The organism is Dissulfurirhabdus thermomarina, from assembly GCF_012979235.1.
Taxonomy (GTDB): domain Bacteria; phylum Desulfobacterota; class Dissulfuribacteria; order Dissulfuribacterales; family Dissulfurirhabdaceae; genus Dissulfurirhabdus; species Dissulfurirhabdus thermomarina.
The window spans coordinates 111,818-128,562 of the sequence record NZ_JAATWC010000007.1 but is presented as its reverse complement, the minus strand read 5'-3'; the positions used below and the strand labels follow the sequence as shown (position 1 = coordinate 128,562).

At 73.6% G+C, this 16,745-nt stretch carries 16 protein-coding genes, 2 tRNA genes and 1 other RNA gene; 13 read left to right on the top strand and 6 right to left on the bottom strand.

Features of this window, described 5'->3' with window-relative positions; all coding sequences use genetic code 11:
• The first annotated feature begins 304 nt into the window (after nucleotides 1–304).
• The 8 genes from tadA to HCU62_RS08955 all read left to right on the top strand — a co-directional run bounded on the left by tadA (nucleotide 305) and on the right by HCU62_RS08955 (nucleotide 4,118).
• Nucleotides 305–817, top strand: coding sequence for a tRNA adenosine(34) deaminase TadA (gene tadA, locus HCU62_RS08990; RefSeq protein ID WP_309474757.1), 513 nt, complete (start codon nucleotides 305–307; stop codon nucleotides 815–817).
• Nucleotides 794–887: transfer RNA gene (locus HCU62_RS08985), tRNA-Ser, on the top strand. The genes tadA and HCU62_RS08985 overlap by 24 nt, the downstream gene beginning before the upstream one ends.
• Before the next feature lie 68 nt (nucleotides 888–955).
• Nucleotides 956–1,043 (top strand) — tRNA-Ser (locus HCU62_RS08980).
• A gap of 24 nt (nucleotides 1,044–1,067) precedes the next feature.
• Nucleotides 1,068–1,166: signal recognition particle sRNA small type (ffs, locus tag HCU62_RS08975), an RNA gene on the top strand.
• A gap of 48 nt (nucleotides 1,167–1,214) precedes the next feature.
• Nucleotides 1,215–2,885 (top strand): DNA polymerase III subunit gamma/tau, encoded by a 1,671-nt coding sequence (dnaX, locus tag HCU62_RS08970; protein ID WP_246325419.1) that lies wholly within the window; start codon nucleotides 1,215–1,217, stop codon nucleotides 2,883–2,885.
• Nucleotides 2,886–2,914: 29 nt separating this feature from the next.
• Nucleotides 2,915–3,229 carry a YbaB/EbfC family nucleoid-associated protein gene (locus HCU62_RS08965; protein WP_163297951.1) on the top strand — a complete coding sequence of 105 codons (315 nt, stop codon included), beginning with the start codon at nucleotides 2,915–2,917 and terminating at the stop codon, nucleotides 3,227–3,229.
• Between the two features lie 4 nt (nucleotides 3,230–3,233).
• Nucleotides 3,234–3,836: a recombination mediator RecR gene (gene recR / locus HCU62_RS08960; RefSeq protein WP_163297952.1), complete on the top strand. Its 603-nt coding sequence runs from the start codon at nucleotides 3,234–3,236 to the stop codon at nucleotides 3,834–3,836.
• A gap of 12 nt (nucleotides 3,837–3,848) precedes the next feature.
• Nucleotides 3,849–4,118: a hypothetical protein gene (locus HCU62_RS08955; RefSeq protein WP_163297953.1), complete on the top strand. Its 270-nt coding sequence runs from the start codon at nucleotides 3,849–3,851 to the stop codon at nucleotides 4,116–4,118.
• Nucleotides 4,119–4,128: 10 nt separating this feature from the next.
• Here HCU62_RS08955 and hisD read toward each other — a convergent pair whose 3' ends face one another.
• Nucleotides 4,129–5,451 carry a histidinol dehydrogenase gene (gene hisD / locus HCU62_RS08950; RefSeq protein ID WP_163297954.1) on the bottom strand — a complete coding sequence of 441 codons (1,323 nt, stop codon included), beginning with the start codon at nucleotides 5,449–5,451 and terminating at the stop codon, nucleotides 4,129–4,131.
• A gap of 160 nt (nucleotides 5,452–5,611) precedes the next feature.
• Here hisD and HCU62_RS08945 point away from each other — a divergent pair, with 160 nt between their 5' ends.
• Nucleotides 5,612–7,390 carry a hypothetical protein gene (locus HCU62_RS08945; RefSeq protein ID WP_163297955.1) on the top strand — a complete coding sequence of 593 codons (1,779 nt, stop codon included), beginning with the start codon at nucleotides 5,612–5,614 and terminating at the stop codon, nucleotides 7,388–7,390.
• Nucleotides 7,391–7,403: 13 nt separating this feature from the next.
• Here HCU62_RS08945 and HCU62_RS08940 read toward each other — a convergent pair whose 3' ends face one another.
• The 5 genes from HCU62_RS08940 to HCU62_RS08920 all read right to left on the bottom strand — a co-directional run bounded on the left by HCU62_RS08940 (nucleotide 7,404) and on the right by HCU62_RS08920 (nucleotide 13,476).
• Nucleotides 7,404–8,072, bottom strand: a complete 669-nt coding sequence (locus HCU62_RS08940) for a DUF1614 domain-containing protein (protein WP_163297956.1) — start codon at nucleotides 8,070–8,072, stop codon at nucleotides 7,404–7,406.
• 67 nt (nucleotides 8,073–8,139) lie between these two features.
• Complete coding sequence (locus tag HCU62_RS08935) at nucleotides 8,140–9,618, bottom strand: DegQ family serine endoprotease (protein ID WP_163297957.1); 1,479 nt, start codon at nucleotides 9,616–9,618, stop codon at nucleotides 8,140–8,142.
• 69 nt (nucleotides 9,619–9,687) lie between these two features.
• Entirely contained in the window at nucleotides 9,688–11,643 is a 1,956-nt protein-coding gene (ftsH, locus tag HCU62_RS08930) for an ATP-dependent zinc metalloprotease FtsH (RefSeq protein ID WP_163297958.1), read from the bottom strand.
• A 55-nt stretch (nucleotides 11,644–11,698) separates the two neighbouring features.
• Entirely contained in the window at nucleotides 11,699–12,610 is a 912-nt protein-coding gene (locus HCU62_RS08925; protein WP_163297959.1) for a peptidylprolyl isomerase, read from the bottom strand.
• Nucleotides 12,611–12,672: 62 nt separating this feature from the next.
• The gene (locus tag HCU62_RS08920) at nucleotides 12,673–13,476 is read right to left on the bottom strand and encodes an LbetaH domain-containing protein (protein ID WP_163297960.1); all 804 of its coding nucleotides are present in this window, start codon (nucleotides 13,474–13,476) and stop codon (nucleotides 12,673–12,675) included.
• Nucleotides 13,477–13,759: 283 nt separating this feature from the next.
• Here HCU62_RS08920 and HCU62_RS08915 point away from each other — a divergent pair, with 283 nt between their 5' ends.
• The 4 genes from HCU62_RS08915 (at nucleotide 13,760) to HCU62_RS08900 (ending at nucleotide 16,731) form a co-directional block, all read left to right on the top strand.
• Nucleotides 13,760–14,452 (top strand): diguanylate cyclase, encoded by a 693-nt coding sequence (locus tag HCU62_RS08915; protein WP_169755574.1) that lies wholly within the window; start codon nucleotides 13,760–13,762, stop codon nucleotides 14,450–14,452.
• Entirely contained in the window at nucleotides 14,449–15,285 is an 837-nt protein-coding gene (locus tag HCU62_RS08910) for a MinD/ParA family protein (RefSeq protein ID WP_163297962.1), read from the top strand. Before HCU62_RS08915 ends, HCU62_RS08910 begins: the two co-directional genes overlap by 4 nt.
• Entirely contained in the window at nucleotides 15,282–15,554 is a 273-nt protein-coding gene (locus HCU62_RS08905; RefSeq protein ID WP_163297963.1) for a hypothetical protein, read from the top strand. The genes HCU62_RS08910 and HCU62_RS08905 overlap by 4 nt, the downstream gene beginning before the upstream one ends.
• 103 nt (nucleotides 15,555–15,657) lie before the next feature.
• Nucleotides 15,658–16,731, top strand: coding sequence for an HD-GYP domain-containing protein (locus tag HCU62_RS08900; RefSeq protein WP_163297964.1), 1,074 nt, complete (start codon nucleotides 15,658–15,660; stop codon nucleotides 16,729–16,731).
• Nucleotides 16,732–16,745: the final 14 nt, after the last annotated feature.

The window sequence follows — 16,745 nt, the reverse complement described above, 5'->3', positions numbered from 1 at the left end:
TGTGGCGGCCCGGTTGGGACTGTAGCGGAAATCCGCATCAACGCCGTTTCCGCCCCCTCGGGGATGTGCCGCTCTTTGAAAAGATATTGTGCATCAACGGGTTAGGTGATATCCTGGCGGTGGAGAGTGGTTATGAAGAGGGTTGCAGGTGGGGAGCCAGCCATATTCGAGCCCGGCCCAAAGGCCGGGCTTTTCCTGTTCCGTTTCGGGGCGCCGGGAGGCGGGGCACGTTGCCCCGCCCCCCGGCCTCTGTTATATAGGCCGGGACCACCGCCCCACCGGGGCGGCCCGGCGGGCAGGAACCGTGACACCGGCGCTCACCGACGAAGCCTACATGCGGATGGCCCTCCGGGAGGCCGAGGCCGCCGCCGGACGCGGCGAGGTCCCGGTGGGCGCGGTCCTGGTGGACGCCGGGGGCGAGGTGCTCGCCGCCGCGGGCAACGCCCCGGTGGGGACCGGGGATCCCACGGCCCACGCCGAGGTCCTTGCCCTCCGGGAAGGCGCCCGGCGGACCGGGAACTACCGGCTCACGGGCACCACGCTCTACGTGACGATCGAGCCGTGCCCCATGTGCGCGGGGGCCCTGGTCCACGCCCGCGTCCGCCGTCTGGTCTTCGGGGCCGACGACCCCCGGGCGGGGGCCTGCGGAACCTTGTATAATGTCGTCCAGGACCCCCGGCTCAACCACCGGGTGGAGGTCACCCGCGGGGTCCTGGCCGGGCCGGCCCGCGAGCTGATCCAGGCCTTCTTCCGGGCCCGGAGGGCGGCCGGCGGCCAGCCGGATGCAACGGGCGGAGAGGTACCGAAGCGGTCATAACGGGGGCGACTCGAAATCGCCTGTCCCGCCAAAAGCGGGACCGTGGGTTCGAATCCCACCCTCTCCGCCAGCCCCTTTTCCCGCCGCGCCGCGGCCCGGGTTGACTTGGACCCGGCATACGGTAAGCTTGGAGGCTTCGGAGAGGTGTCCGAGTGGCCGAAGGAGCACGCTTGGAAAGCGTGTGTACCGCAAGGTACCGTGGGTTCGAATCCCACCCTCTCCGCCACATTGCGATGCAGGCACTTTTGATAGCCGGGTCCTGCGCAACGAAACCCCGCGAACCCCGCCAGGTCCGGAAGGAAGCAACGGTAGTGGGGCCCTTCGTGTGCTGCAGGGGTGCCCGGCTATCATTCTCGACGCACCTCCGCCCGCGGAGCGCCGTCCGCCCCCGGTGACCATGGCCTACCTCGTCCTCGCCCGCAAATGGCGCCCCCAGACCTTCGAGGAGGTGGTGGGCCAGGGCCACGTCACCCAGACGCTGCGAAACGCCCTCGCCTCCGACCGGCTGGCCCACGCCCTGCTCTTCAGCGGGCCCCGGGGCGTCGGGAAGACCTCGGTGGCCCGGATCCTCGCCAAGGCCCTCAACTGCGACGAGGGCCCCACCCCCACCCCCTGCAACCGCTGCGGGGCCTGCCGCGAGATCACCGCCGGGACGGCCGTGGACGTCCTCGAGGTGGACGGGGCCTCCAACCGGGGCATCGACGAGGTCCGCCAGCTCCGGGAGAACATCCGCTTCCGGCCGGCCCGGGGCCGCTTCCGGGTCTGCATCCTCGACGAGGTCCACATGCTCACCAAGGAGGCCTTCAACGCCCTCTTGAAGACCCTGGAAGAGCCGCCGCCCCACGTCTACTTCGTCTTCGCCACCACGGAACCCCGCCGGATCCCGCCCACCATCCACAGCCGCTGCCAGCACTACGAGTTCCGGCGCCTGCCCGCCGACGTCCTCGCCGAGCACCTGCGGCGCATCGTCGAGGCGGAGGGCCTCGGGCTCGACGCCCCCTCCCTGGCCCTCCTCGCCCGGGAGGCGGAGGGGAGCGTCCGCGACGCCCTGAGCCTCCTCGACCAGGTCTCGGCCTACGGGGCCCGGACCCGGGAGGAGGTCTCGGAGGCGCTGGGCGTGGTGGACACCGTGCTCCTCCGGGACCTCGCCGAGGCGATCCTCGCCCGGGACGTCTCCCGGGTGCTCGCCCTGGTGGACCGGAGCTACGACTTCGGCGGGGACCTCCAGCGGTTGCTCTCGGACCTCGTCCGCACCTTCCGGAACCTCCTGGTGATCCGCCTGCTCGGGGCCGGGGGGGCCGGGGAGGCCGTGGACCTCCTCGCCGCCGAGCGCGAGGACCTCGAGCGCCTGGCCGCGCTCCACGCCCCGGAGACCCTCCAGCAGGCCCTCGAGGCCCTGCTGGCCGGGGAAGAGGCCGTGCACCGGAGCGCGACGCCGCGCCTGGCCCTGGAGGCCCTGCTCCTCCGCGTCTGCCAGATGGGCGCCGTGGCCTCGGTGGACGACGTCCTCCGGCGCCTCGACGCCCTGATCGCCGGCGGCGGGCCGTCCGATCCGCCGGCACCGGGCGGCACCCTCCGGGAGGCCCCCGCCCCGGGCTACGGCGCGGGCGGCGGCCGAGGCACGGAAAGCACGCCCCGCGGCGCGCCCGCCCCGCCCCCCCCGGGCGGGAAGGCCGACCGCCCCCTCACGGCGGAGGCGTGGGCCGCCTTCCTCGGCCGGATCCAGCGCGAGGGGACGTGCCCGAGCCTCGCCCCGATCCTCGCCGAATGCGCCGAGGTCGACCCCGCCACCGGCGGCGTCCGGGTCACCTGCAACCATCCCATCCACCAGGACATGCTGCAGGATGCCGAGAACCGGGCGATCCTGGCCCGCCTCGCCCGGGAGCACTTCGGCCGCGACGTCCCCATCCGTGTGGACGGCTCCGCGGCCCCGGGCGGGCGGAAACCCGCCGCGGCGACCCGCCAGCAGGCCCTCAAGGAGGCCCCGCTGGTCCGGGAGGCCCTCCGGGTCTTCAACGGCCGGATCGACGACGTCCAGCCCCTCGGCGGCGGCAAACCGCGGCCCTGAACGCCGCGAACGGAAAGGAGTCACCGCCCATGCCCCCCAACATGAAGGCCATGATGCGACAGGCCCAGCAGCTGCAGGCCCGGATGGCCCAGCTCCAGGAAGAACTCGCCGCCCGGACGGTGGAGGCCTCCGCCGGCGGCGGCATGGTCACCGCCGTGGCCAACGGCAAGCCCGAGATCGTCTCGATCCGCATCGACCCGGAGGTGGTGGATCCCGCCGACGTGGAGATGCTCCAGGACCTGGTGACGGCCGCCGTCAACGAGGCCCTCGGCCGGGCCCGCCAGATGGTGGAGACCGAGATGGCCAGGCTCACCGGCGGCCTCGGGATCCCGGGGCTGGCCTGAGCCCATGGCCGCCGCCCTCCCCCCGGCCCTGGCCCGGCTGGTCCAGGCCCTCACCCGGCTCCCCGGGGTGGGGGAGAAGACCGCCACGCGCATGGCGCTCCAGGTGCTGCGCTGGCCCAGGGCCCAGGCCCGGGAGCTGGCCCGGGCGGTGGGGGAACTCCACGACCGGATCCGGCTCTGCTCCCGGTGCCAGACCTTTTCCGAGTCGGACCCCTGCCCGGTCTGCGCGGATCCCCGGCGCGACACCACGCGCCTCTGCGTGGTGGAAGACCCGGGGGATCTTCTCGCCGTGGAGAAGGCCGGGGCCTTCCGCGGCCGCTACCACGTCCTCCACGGCGTGCTCGCGCCCATGGACGGGGTGGGCCCGGACCAGCTCAAGATCCGGGAACTCTTGGAGCGGGTGCGGGCGGAAGGCGTTCGGGAGGTGATCCTCGCCACCAGCCCCACGGTGGCGGGCGAGGCCACGGCGGGCTACATCGCCGACCTCCTCCGGGAGATGGGGGTGGAGGCCACGCGGATCGCCTGCGGCATCCCCATGGGCATGGACATCAAGTACGCCGACCGCCAGACCCTCCAGAAGGCCCTCGAGGCCCGGCGCCGCGCCTAGGCCGCCATGGCCATGGATCCCAAACGGCGCCGGCTCCTGGATGTCGCCTTCCTGGCGGCCGTGGCGGCGGTGGTGGGGGTCCTGGTGGCCGCCCCCTCGGCCCGGGGGCCGCGCCTGCCGGCCGACGCCGATCACCGGGTCTTCCCGGCCCGCCCGCGGGCCGAGGCCGAGGCCGCCTGCCCGGCCTGCCACTCGGAACGGGGCCCGGCGCCGCTCGCCGCCGGGCACCCGCCGAAGCCCCAGTGCCTCCATTGCCACGAGGCGGCCCGGCCCAAGCGCTGAGCCGGCGCGCCTACCCGGCGTCCCGGCCCAGTCCCTCGAGCCGCACCTCCACCGACCGGGCGTGGGCGTCGAGGCCCTCCAGGGCCGCCAGGCGGACGACGTCCCGGGCGTCGGCGGCGAAGGCGCCGGCGGAATAGGCCAGGACGCTGGAGCGCTTGAGGAAGGTCTCCACCCCCAGGGCGGAGGAGAACCGGGCCGTCCCCATGGTGGGCAGCACGTGGTTGGGCCCGGCCACGTAGTCGCCCACGGGCTCCGGGGTGTAGGGGCCCAGGAAGACCGCCCCGGCGTGGCGCACGCGGGGCAGCAGCGCCCACGGGTCCGCCGTGAGGAGCTCGAGGTGCTCCGGCGCCACGCGGTTGGCGACCTCCACCGCCTCGTCGAGATCCCGGACCACGAGGACGAGCCCGTGGTCGGCCAGCGACCGGCGGGCCGTCTCGGCCCGGGGCAGCCGGGCGAGCTGGTCCTCGAGCGCCGCCGCCGCCTGCCGGGCCAGGGTCTCGGAGGGGGTCACCAGCACCGCCGTGGCCATGGGGTCGTGCTCGGCCTGGGAGAGGAGATCCGCCGCCACGTAGGCGGCCGGCGCCCCCTCGTCGGCGATCACCAGCACCTCGCTCGGCCCGGCCACCATGTCGATCCCCACCGTCCCCGCCACGAGCCGCTTGGCCAGGGTCACGTAGATGTTGCCGGGGCCCACCACCACGTCCACCGGCGCCACCGTCTCGGTGCCGAAGGCCATGGCGGCCACCGCCCAGGCGCTCCCCATGCGGTAGACCTCGTGGACCCCGGCCTCGGCGGCCGCCGCGAGGATGGCCGGGTGGACGCCCCCCTCGCGGTTGGGCGGCGTGGCGAGGACGATCCGCGGGACGCCGGCGATGGCCGCCGGCAGGGCGTTCATGAGCACGGACGAGACGAGGGGGGTCTGCCCCGCCTGGCCGCCGGGCACGTAGAGGCCGGCGGCGTCCACCGGCCGGACGAGCTGGCCCAGCACCGCCCCGTCCTCCCGGGTGGTGAACCAGGAGTTGGGCAGCTGGTGCCGGTGGAAGGCCCGGACGTGGGCCGCCGCCTTCTCGAGGCTCCGGAGGAAGGCCGGGTCCAGCTCCGACCGGGCCCGGCGGATCTCCTCGTCGGGCACCCGCAGATCTTCAAGTCGAAGCCCCGGCGCGTCGAACTGATGTGTATAGGCGAGGACGGCCTGGTCCCCCTCGTCCCGGACGCGGTCGAGGATGGCCCGCACCCGGGCCTCGAGCTCCGCCGGCACGTCGAAGCGACGGGTGACGAGGCGTTCGAGACACTCTTCTCCGCTCGGGGAATGAAGCGGCACCGGTTCCAGCATGGCAGATGCTCCCGAGGACGTTGATTTGAACGTTACCGGAGTCCTATAATACCCCGTCACCCTTCCGTTGGCACAAGGCGCCCCGGCCGGCGGCCGAGGCCGGGAGCCGCCGGGCCCGGGCCCGGGCCGGGCCGCGAACACACAGACCCCGGGGAGGAAGATGTATCTCCAGTTCCGCCTGTCGCCGGCCCACCAGGGCGTCTTCCCGGGCATCCCCTGGAACTCGCTCGCCCGAAATCTCCGCGCCTTCGTGGCGGCCAGGGGCGGGCGGACGGAAAACGCCGCCGAGATCCTCCAGGTGGCGGACCTCTCCCGGGCCGTGGACGCCTACCTGGCCGCCGCCCTGGCCATGCGCGAGTCCCTCCTCCTGCCCAGCCGCCGTCCGCTCCCCGTCCTGGCGGTGGCCTCCGAGGAACCCGCCGACGACGCGGCCTGGCGCCTGGCCCTCCCCGACTACCTCCTGGTGCCGCCGGAAGGTGACATCCCGGCCTTCTCCTGGATCGAGGGCTGGCGGATCGCGGACCTGGGAAAACGCTCCCCCCTGGAACGGGCCTTTCCCTGCCGACCCTTGCTGCTCCACGGCCGCGAGAACCGGGAATGCTTCTTCTGCGGCAGCTACGAGCACGTCACGGGGGCCTGTCCCGACCCCTGGGGCTTCGACGCCGAGCGCGACTTCCCCTCGGAGCTGGCGGAGATCGGGCCCGACACCCGGTGGGACTACTACCGGGGCCTGGCCGCCGAGCCCGGCGGCCTCGAGGCCCTCCACGCCTGCCTCCGGCGCCCGTTCCAGGTCCGGACGATGCTCCGGGTCGCCCGGACCACCGCCACCCACCTGGCCAACCTGCCCACGGCGCCGGAACGGCCGTCGACCCTCCTCCGCCTCCACCGGGTGATCGAGGCCCTGGAACGGCAAGACCTCGAGGCGGCCGAGACCGCCCTCCGCGAATTCGACTACGATCCCCCGGGGTTCGCCTACTACGTGATCCGCGGCTTCTTCGCCATCCGATCCGACCAGGTGCACGAGGCCATCGCCTTCTGGGCGCGGGGGGAAGAGCTGGCCGAGACGCCCCTGGGCACGGCCTACTGCGCCCTCCTCCAGGCCCGGGCCTACCTCCTGGCCGGGCACCCGGACCACGCCGAGGCCGTCCTGGTCCGCGGCCGCAAGGCCGACGGGGGTGCCCCCGAGCTGGTCTACTGGCACGCCGTGGTGGCCGCCCTCCGGGGCAACGCCAGCCAGGTCAAGTGGGCGGTGCGCACCCTGGCCCGCCATCCCCGCTGGTTCATGGCGGCCATCCTCGAGCCCTACTTCCTCGTCTGCGAAGACGACCTGGACGAGGAGTTCCTCTCCATCTGCCGGGAATCCGAGGCCTGGGCCCACCGCCAGCTCTCCCAGATCGACACCCTGCTGGACCAGATGGAGGGGGCCCTGGGACCCGACTTCACCCGGCCGTTCCGCCTGGAACTCCGGGACTGGCGGGGCACGTGGGCGCGGCAGGGATGCGGGAGCCTCACCCGGGCCTCGCACTTCCTCACCGACTTCCGCCAGCGGCTGGTGAACGCGGGCCACAAGGCGGTCCGCGACGCCCTGGCCCGGCTCGAGGCCCACCACGAGGCCCTGGACCTCGTGGTGGAACAGCCGGCCTACAGCCAGCAGGGCCGGCGCATCCGCGACGAGGCCGCCGCCCTCCGGGACGAGATCCGGGACGCCTGGCACCTCCTGCGCCACGTGAAGAACGTGGAGACCCTGAAGGACCTCCACCGGCGCCTCGAGGCCGGGGACCGGGCGGTGCGGGAACTCCTGGAGGCCCACCGCCACGTGGTGGCGCGGGACGTCCGCCTGCTCAAGGCGGCCAAGGGCCTCGCCCGCATCCTGCTGGCGGCGGCCGCCGCCGGCGTGGGCTACCTCGCCTGGTCCCTGGCGGCCCAGGTCCTCCGCTGACCCCGGCGCGGGCCTAGGCCAAGAGGACCGCCAGCACCCCCGAAAGAAAGATCCCGTCGAAGGTCCCGGCGCCGCCGATGGCGGCCACAGGTGCCCCGAGCCGGCGGACGTCCTTCAGGTGGAGGAGGTCGGCCCCCGCGAGGGTCCCCATCGTCCCGGCCACGTAGGCCACCACCGGCGCGCCCCCCGGCGGGGCCAACAAGAGACCGGCCATCGCCCCCAGCACCGGGGGCACGAAGAGGGGCAACACGATGCCGAGGCCGGGAACCGGCCGGGCCAGGGGATAGACGGCGGCGGCCACCAGGGCCGCCCCGAGAAGCGGCGGGCCCCACAGCCCCCACCGCCACATGAGGTAGGCGGAGAGCAGCAGCGGCACCAGGGCGCCGCCCACGTTGACCGCCACCACCGTCCCGGGGCGAAAGGCGGCCGGCACCCGGAAGGTCACCCCGAGGGCGCGGATCCGGGCGGCCGGTGCCACGGCCCCCGTCTCCAGCCGCCGCACGGGGATGTTCACCCGGCTGCCGAGGAGGGAGGCGAGGAGCACGCCGAAGACGGCCCCCGGGGGGAGCCCGATCCGGTCGAAGGCCACGGTGATGAGCCCCACGTGGACCACCACGAAGAGGACGGCCAGGCCCAGCAGGGAACAGAGGAAGAGGACCAGGGCGAAGGGGGTGCGGAACACGGGGGCCTCCAAAGCGGCGGGGGCGGCCCCTGCCGGGACCGCCCCCCGCGGGCCGCGGCGGCCGGGCCTACTCGATGCGGATGGCCACGTAGCGGCTGTAGCGCCCTTCCCGGATCCGGAAGAGGACGCGACCGGTCTTCTCGGACTCGGACAGCGCCTTGAAGAAGGCGTCGAGGCTCGGGGTGGACTTGTGGTTGACCTCCTCGATGAGCTGCCCGGGCCGCATGCCCGCCTGGGCCGCCGGGCTCGCCGGGGCCACCTCGGCCACCAGCACCCCCTGGCCCATGCGGTAGCCCAGCTGCTCGGCCAGCTCCGGCGTGAGCTCCTGGGGCGTGAACCCGAGCTTCTCGAGAAGCTCGTTGCCCGCCGCCGTCTCGGCGGCCTCCGTGGGCTGCTCGCCGATCACCACCCGGAGCCGCTTGTGCTTGCCGTTTCGGAGGATGTCGAAGGTCACGGCCGTGCCGGGCCGGGTGAGGGCGATCTGGTTGCGGAGTTCGCCGGTGTCCACCACCTTCTTGCCGTTGAAGCGCAGGATTACGTCACCCTGGCGGAGCCCCCCGCGGGCGGCGGGCGAGTCGTCGGCCACCTCGGAGACCAGGACGCCCTCCACCTTCTCGAGCTTGAAGGAGCGGGCCAGCTCCTCGTCCACGTCCTGGATCACCACGCCCAGCCAGCCCCGGACCACCTTGCCGGTCTTGACGAGCTGGTCCTTGATGACCTTGGCCATATTGATGGGGATGGCGAAGCCGATCCCCATGTACCCGCCGCTCCGGGAGAAGATGGCGGTGTTCATGCCCACCACCTCGCCCCGGATGTTGAGGAGCGGCCCCCCGGAGTTGCCCGGGTTGATGGCGGCGTCGGTCTGGATGAAGTCCTCGTAGTCGTTGATGCCGATCCGGCTGCGCCCCTTGGCGCTCACCACCCCCACGGTGACCGTGCCCACGAGGCCGAAGGGGCTCCCCATGGCGATCACCCACTCGCCCACCCGCAGGGCGTCGGAATCCCCGAGGGGCACCACCGGGAGCCCTCGGGCGTCCACCTTGATGACGGCCACGTCGGTCCGCGGGTCGGTCCCCACCCGCTTGGCCCGGAACTGGCGGCCGTCGTTGAGCTTCACCTTGATGACGTCGGCGTCGCCCACCACGTGGTTGTTGGTGAGGATGTAGCCGTCGGGGCTGATGATGAAGCCGGAGCCCTGGCCCACCTGGCGGTACTTTCGGGGCCCGGGCTGGAACTGCGGGCCGAAGAAGCGCCGGAAGAACGGGTCGTTGAAGAAGCCGAACGGGTCTTCCATGGGGTGCCCGAAGCCGCCCCCCCGCTCCACGGTCTTTTCCACCTGGACGAAGACCACCGCCGGCCGGGCCTTCTCCACCACGCTGGCGAAGGCCTTGGACGTCTGCTCGAGGAGCGCCACGGCCCCCGCCACGTCGTCGGCCGAGGCCTGGACGGGGCACCACGAAAGGACCAGCACGACGAGGGCCAGGGCCCACGAGGGCCGGGTTGGGCGCGGGCGGGGACCCCCCCGCCCGGAGTACTTCCACGGCATGGATCGCCTCCTTGTCATGGACGGCCCCGGGCCGCGCCCCCCGCGCGCCCCGCCCGGCCGCCCGCCGGGTCACCCTTCCGAAGCGGTCCTCCCAGGGGGGCCCTCCTCCCCCTCCACCAGGTGCCGGAACTCCTCGGCGCTCATGACCTCCCGCTCCACGAGCCCGGCCACCACCCGGTCCAGGGCGTCGCGGTGGGCCTCGAGGATCCGGCCGGCCCGCCGGGCCTGCTCGTCGAGGATGGCGCGGAGTTCGCGGTCCACCTCCTCGGCCAGCGCCGGGCTCATCTGCTCGGCGGGCGGCGCCCCCGGCACCCGGAGGAAGGGGGACGTCTCGCGGGCCAGGGCCACGGGGCCGATCTTCTCGCTCATCCCGAAGCGGGTCACCAGGGCCCGGACCATGTCGGTGGCGTGCTCGAGGTCGTTCTGGGCCCCGGTGCTCGGCTCGCCGTAGGCCAGGATCTCGGCGGCCCGGCCGCCGAGGGCCACGCAGACCCTGTCGAGGAGCTCCGCGCGGGTCACAAGATAGCGCTCCTCCTCGGGCAGCTGCAAGGTGTAGCCCAGGGCCGCCCGTCCCCGGGGCACGATGGAGATCTTGCTCACCGGGGGCGCCCCGGGGCAGTGCGCGGCCACCAGGGCGTGGCCCGCCTCGTGGACGGCGACCCGCCGCCGCTCCTCGTCGCCCAGCCGGCGGCTCTTCTTCTCGGGCCCGGCCAGCACCTTCTCCACGGCCTCCTCGAGATCGGCCTGGCGGATCTCCCGGCCGCCCCGGCGGGCGGCGAGCAGCGCCGCCTCGTTCATGATGTTGGCGAGGTCCGCCCCGGCCAGCCCCGGGGTCCGCAGCGCGATGGCGCCGAGGTCCACGTCGGCGGCCAGGGGCTTGCCCCGGGCGTGGACCTCGAGAATGGCCTTCCGGCCCCGGACGTCCGGGGCGTCGAGCACCACCTGGCGGTCGAACCGGCCCGGCCGGAGCAGCGCCGGGTCCAGGACCTCCGGGCGGTTGGTGGCGGCCAGCAGGATGACCCCCTGGTTGGGCTCGAAGCCGTCCATCTCCACCAGGAGCTGGTTGAGAGTTTGCTCCCGCTCCTCGTTGCCGCCGGGCACCGCCCCGCCGCCCCGGAACTTGCCGATGGCGTCCAGCTCGTCCACGAAGACGATGCACGGGGCGCTCTTCTTGGCCTGGTCGAAGAGGTCGCGGACCCGGGCCGCCCCCACGCCCACGAACATCTCCACGAACTCCGACCCCGAGATGCTGAAGAAGGGGACCCGGGCCTCACCGGCCAGGGCCCGGGCGAGCAGGGTCTTCCCCGTTCCCGGGGGGCCCACCAGCAGGACCCCCTTGGGAATGGTGGCCCCGAGCCGGCGGTAGCGGTCGGGCTCCCGGAGGAACTGGACCACCTCCCGGAGTTCCTCCTTGGCCTCCTCGCAGCCGGCCACGTCGTCGAAGCCCACCCCGGTGCTCCGCTCGGGGGAGATGCGGGCCTTGGTCCGGCCGAAGGAGAGGAGCCCCGCGCCGGGGCGCCCCATGGAGCGCACCAGGAGGAACCAGAGCCCCACCCAGAAGAGGACGGGGAGCAGGGTGCTCCAGAAGAGCCGGCCCAGGGTGCTCTCGCGCTCCCCGGCGTAGTCGGTGCCGGCGGCATCGAGGGCGGCCACGAGCCCTGGGTCCTCCACCCGGACCGTCTCGAAGAGCACCGCGAGGCCCTCGCCGCCGGCGAGCTCCGCCGCCCGGTGCCGGAGGGCCTGGAGCGAGACCCGGCCCCCGGCGGGGGCGGCGCCTTCCTCGGCCAGCCGCGACCGGACCTTGGCCGCCAGGCCCTCGGGGCCGTCGAGGTAGACCCCCTGGATCCGCTCGGGCCCGAGGCGCACCTGCAGGATCCGCCCTTCCCGCAGGAGGCGCTTGAACCGCGCGTAGTGGATCTCCTGGACCTGGGCCTGGAGCCAGATCTGGGGCAGGATCAGGATGAGGGCCAGGCCGACGGCCCAGTAAATGGTAGAAAATACGAGCTTCTGGCGCTTTTCGTCCATGCGGGAACGGTAGGGAGGGGCCGGCCGGGTGTCAAGGCGGCCGGCCCCCGGCGGCCTACTTCGTCCCGCTGCCGCCGCCGGTGCCGGCGTCGGCCTGCTTCAGGACCTCCTTGTGGACCTCGGGCTTGTAGCGCTTCTCGAGGTCGGCGAGGAGGGCGTCCAGGGCCTCCTGCTGCTTCTCCTGCTGGAGCTGCTGGCGCACCTGGCCCTCCACGGAGGCGAGAGTGGGCACGGAGGCGGCCTTGCGGTCTTCCACCTGGATGAGGTGGTAGCCGAAGGCGGTCCGGACCGGCTGGCTCACCTCGCCCTTCTTCAGGGCGAAGGCCGCCTTCTCGAACTCGGGCACCATGCGGCCCTTCGGGAAGAAGCCGAGTTCGCCGCCCTTGTCCCGGGTGCCGGGGTCCTCGGAGTACTTCTTGGCCAGGTCGGCGAAGTCGGCGCCCTTGCGGATCTGCTTCCGGATGTCGCGCGCCTTGGCCTCGGCCTTGGCCCGGGTCTTCTCGTCGGCGCCCTGGCCCACCCGGATCAGGATGTGCCGGGCCCGGACCATCTCGGGCTGGGCGAACTTGTCCTTGTTCTCGGCGTAGTAGGCCTTGAGTTCCTCGTCGGTGACGGAGACCTTGGCCCCGATCTCCCGCTCGAGCATCTCCTGGGCGAGGACGGTGTTGGCGAGGTCGTCCATGCGGGCCTTGACCTCGGGGAGCCGGTCGAGCTTCCGGGCCCGGGCCTCCTGGGCCAGGAGGGTGATCTGCACCCAGCGCTCGAGATACTTCTCCTGGAGGCTCGGGTCCTGGGCCAGCATCATCTTCATCTGGGGCGGCAGCGAGGCCAGGTTGCGTCGGAACTGGTCCAGGGTCATCTGGTAGGGGCCCACCCGGGCCAGGACGCCGCCGTCCTTGTCGTCGCCGTTGGCCGGGCCGCAGGCCATGGCCAGGAGCAGGACCGCCGCTAGGATCAGGTTTCTCATCTGGAACACTCCTTTCGGGCTCGCCGGGAGCCGTGGGGTGAATGGGGGCCGCCGGGGCGGCCTCATCTGGCGATATGCCTCGGGGGATAGACCCCCGAACGGACCGTGACGTTGGGCAGCACCATGGCGCCCGGGCCGAGGAGCGTCCCCGGGCTCGTGACGGCGTTGCACCCCGTCTGGACCCCGTCGCCCAGGACGGCCCCGAACTTGCGGCGGCCGGTGTCCAGGGCGCGCCCCCCGTGCCGGAGGCGGACGTTTCCGGGCGTGAACCGGAGGTTGGCCAGCTTGGTGCCGGCGCCGAGGTTCACGTCGTTGCCGAGGAGGCTGTCGCCCACGTAGGCGAAGTGCCCGGCCTTGGCCCCGTCGAGGAAGACGGCGTGCTTGACCTCGGTGGCGTGGCCCACCACGCAGCCCGTGCCCACGAGGCAGTGGCCCCGGATGTAGGCCCCCTGGCGGATCTCGGTGTGGTCGCCGACGAGGGTCGGCCCGGCGACGAAGGCCCCGGGCTCCACGAGGACGCCGCGGCCGATCTCCACGTCGGCCCCGGCGAAGACCGCACCCGCCGAGAGCAGGGAGGCCCCGGGGACCACCCGGCCGTCCACCGCCACCTCCAGCCGGCCCTTGGCGGCATCGGCGCAGCGGACCTCCACGCGGCCCTCGACGGGTCCCCCGGGCGCCAGCACCAGGGGGCGGTCGAGGGGCACACCCGGCCGGACCGCCGGGCCGAGATTGCCGGCGACCTGGTCCGCCAGGAAGGCCCCGAGCCGGTCGAGGACCGCCCAGACCGGGCCCTCCCCGTCGAAGAGGGCGGCCCACCGGGGCGGGATCCGGGCGAAGTAGTCGGCGGCGGCAAGACCCGTGTTCATGGCGTGAAGCGGGGACCCGGCCGCGCCGGGGCGGAAGGCGGCCTGGAGGGAAGGCGCCCCGGGGGGAACGCAAGAGGCGGCACCCCGCACCCGGGGGCGGTGAAACGGACCGTGCGCACAAGGGCAGGCTATACCGGGGGCATCCGCGCGTCAAGGCGGGAGACGCCGCCCCCTGGCGCCCGGGGCCGGGTTTTGCTAGTCTGGATCCCGGAAGCCGGAGGGAAAGGGAGGCCGGGAACCCGGCCGGGCCCCCGGCGCCCGGCCGCAGCCATAGGAGCACGCCGTGCCAGAGACCGCCGCCCGGGCCGAACTCTGCCCCCTCGGGGCGAGGTGCCCCGTCCAGGACGAGCTCACCCGCCTCAAGGAGGAACACCGGCGCCTGACCGGGCTCGTCCAGACCGATCCGCTGACGGGCCTCTTCAACCTCCGCCACCTCATGGAATGCCTCGACCGGGAGCTCGAGCGCACCCGCCGGACCGGGCTCCCCACATCCCTCGTCATGATGGACCTCGACCACTTCAAGGCCATCAACGACACCCACGGGCACGAGGCGGGCAACCAGGCCCTCCGGTGGGCGAGCGGCCTCTGGCGCAAGGCGCTGCGCCGGCTCGACGTCCTGTGCCGGTACGGCGGGGAGGAGTTCGTGGCCATCCTGCCGGCGACGCCGCTGCCCCGGGCCGTCCAGACGGCCGAGCGGCTCCGGCGGGCCCTGGCCGAGACCCCCATGGAACTCGACGGCCGCCGGGTCGCCCTCACGGCCAGCTTCGGGGTGGACGTCTACCTCCCGCGACACACCTTCTCGCCCGAGGCCTTCATCAAGCGCACCGACGCCTTCCTCCTGGCCGCCAAGGCCGCCGGGAGAAACCGCGTCCACCACCGGGATCTCGGCGCCGGGACGGCCCCCACGGCCCTCACCCCGGAGGAACGCTCGGCCCTGGCCGACGGCGGGGGCCCGGGCCGCCGGCACCGCGAATGAGCCCAAAGCCCTCCCCGGCACCTCCGCCCGCCCCCTTCGTGGCCGTCAGCAGCGGCAAGGGCGGCGTGGGCAAGACGAGCCTCGCCCTGAACCTCGCCCTGGCCATGGCCGGGGTCGGGCGGCGTATCCTCCTGGTGGACGGCGACCTCGGCCTCGCCAACATCGACGTGATGCTGGGCCTCGACGTCCGGGGCACCATCCGGGACGTGCTGGCGGCGGGGGGAGACCCGCGGGAGGTCCTCGTCACCCCGGCGCCGAACCTGGCCGTCCTGCCCGCCAGCTCGGGCGTGCCCGACATGGCGGCCCTCGGGCCGGACGACCGCTCCGCCCTCGAGGAGGTCCTCGAGGACCTAGCCGCGGACCACGACCTCGTCCTGGTGGACACGGCGGCGGGGATCGGCCCCTCGGTCCTCTGGTTCAACGCCTTCGCGGACCGCAACCTCCTGGTCCTCACGCCGGACCCCACCTCCCTCACCGACGCCTACGCCCTGGTGAAGGTCCTCTGCCGCGAGCATCACCGGCGGCGGGTCACCGTGGTGGCCAACATGGTCCGGGACGACCGCGAGGCCCGCCGCATCCACGACAACCTCGCCCGGGTGACGGAGCGGTTCCTGGGCCTCCGGCCGGAGCTCCTCGGCGCCGTCCCCCGCGACCCCGCCGTGGAACGGGCCGTCCGCGCCCAGGTGCCCCTGCTCCGGAACGACCCGGACCGGCCCGCGGCCCGGGCCGTCCGGGAACTCGCCGAAAGGATCCTCACCTGGCTGCCGCGGGCCCGGGGGCAGGCGCCCCGGCCCGCGCGCGCCCATGCCCGCGAAGGAGGTCATCACCCATGAAAGCCATCCGAACCGCCCTTTCCGCCACCGTGCTCGCCGCCGCCCTGGCCGCCTGGGCCCTCTTCCCCCCGGGCCCGCCGGCCCTCGCCAAGTCCCGCAAGGCCGACACCGACAAGACGCTCAAGAAGACCCGGGTGGAGGTCCTCACGGACTGGGACGAGCGGAACCTCTACCGCCTGGTCCGGATCAACGGCGTCACCTGCATCGAGTACAAGAGCCTCCGCCGCGGCGGGCTCTCCTGCGACTGGTCCCGGGCGCCCAAGTTCTGAACGCCCCGCCGCAGCTCATGCCGCCCGGCGGACCGCCCGATAAGGAAGGCAGCGGGGGCCGCCGCCGGGGCGCGCCCCGGACTTCCGCCGCGGGGAGGGGCGCATGGCATCCGAACGGGCGAGGACTGACACCACCGTCCTGGTCGTGGACGACGAACCCTTCGTCTGCGACAGCCTCTCGCGGCTCCTCCGGACCGAGGGCTTCACCTGCCTCACCGCCGGCGGCGCGGACGAGGCCCTGGACCGCCTGCGGGAGCATCCCGAGATCGCCGTGGTCCTCTCCGACATCATGATGCCGGGGCGCTCCGGCATCGAGCTCCTCTCGGACATCCGGAGCCGCCACCCGGACGTGGCCGTCATCATGGCCACCGCCGTGGACGACCGGGAGACCGCCGTCCGGGCCCTTTCCCTCGGGGCCTACGGCTACATGATCAAGCCCTTCGACCGCCACGAGGTGGCCATCAACATCCTGAACGCCCTGGAACGGCGGCGCCTCATCCAGGAGAGCCGCGACTACGAGGAACGCCTCGAGGCCAAGGTCGAACAGCGCACCCGCGACATCAAGCGCCGGGAGGAGGAGATCGCCCTCCGCCTCGTCTCCGCCCTGGAGTACCGGAACCGCGAGACCGGCGCCCACGTCCAGCGCATCGGCCGCTTCGCCGCCGCGGTGGCCGGGGCCCTGGGCTGGCCGGCGGCGGCGGTGGAAGACATCCGCCTCGCGGCCCCCATGCACGACGTGGGGAAGATCGGGATCCCCGACGCCATCCTGCTCAAGCCCGGCCCCCTGACTCCCGAGGAATTCGCCGTCATGGAGCGCCACGCCGATATCGGGGCCCGGGTGCTCGGCGGCTCCGACATCCCCCTCCTCCAGATGGCCGCCGAGATCGCGCTCCGCCACCACGAGAAGTGGGACGGCTCCGGCTACCCCGACGGCCTCTCCGGCGGGGACATCCCGGAGAGCGCCCGCATCACCGCGGTCTGCGACGTCTACGACAGCCTGGTCCACGACCGGGTCTACCGGCCGGCCCTCACCGAGCGCCAGGCCCTCGACATCCTCCGGGAGGGGCGGGGCACCCACTTCGACCCCCGGGTCCTCGACTGCTTCCTCGACCTCCTGCCGGAGCTGCGCCGGATCCGCGAAGACCTCCGGGACGACGCCGGCGCCGCCATCGGGTAGAATCCCCCCCGGAT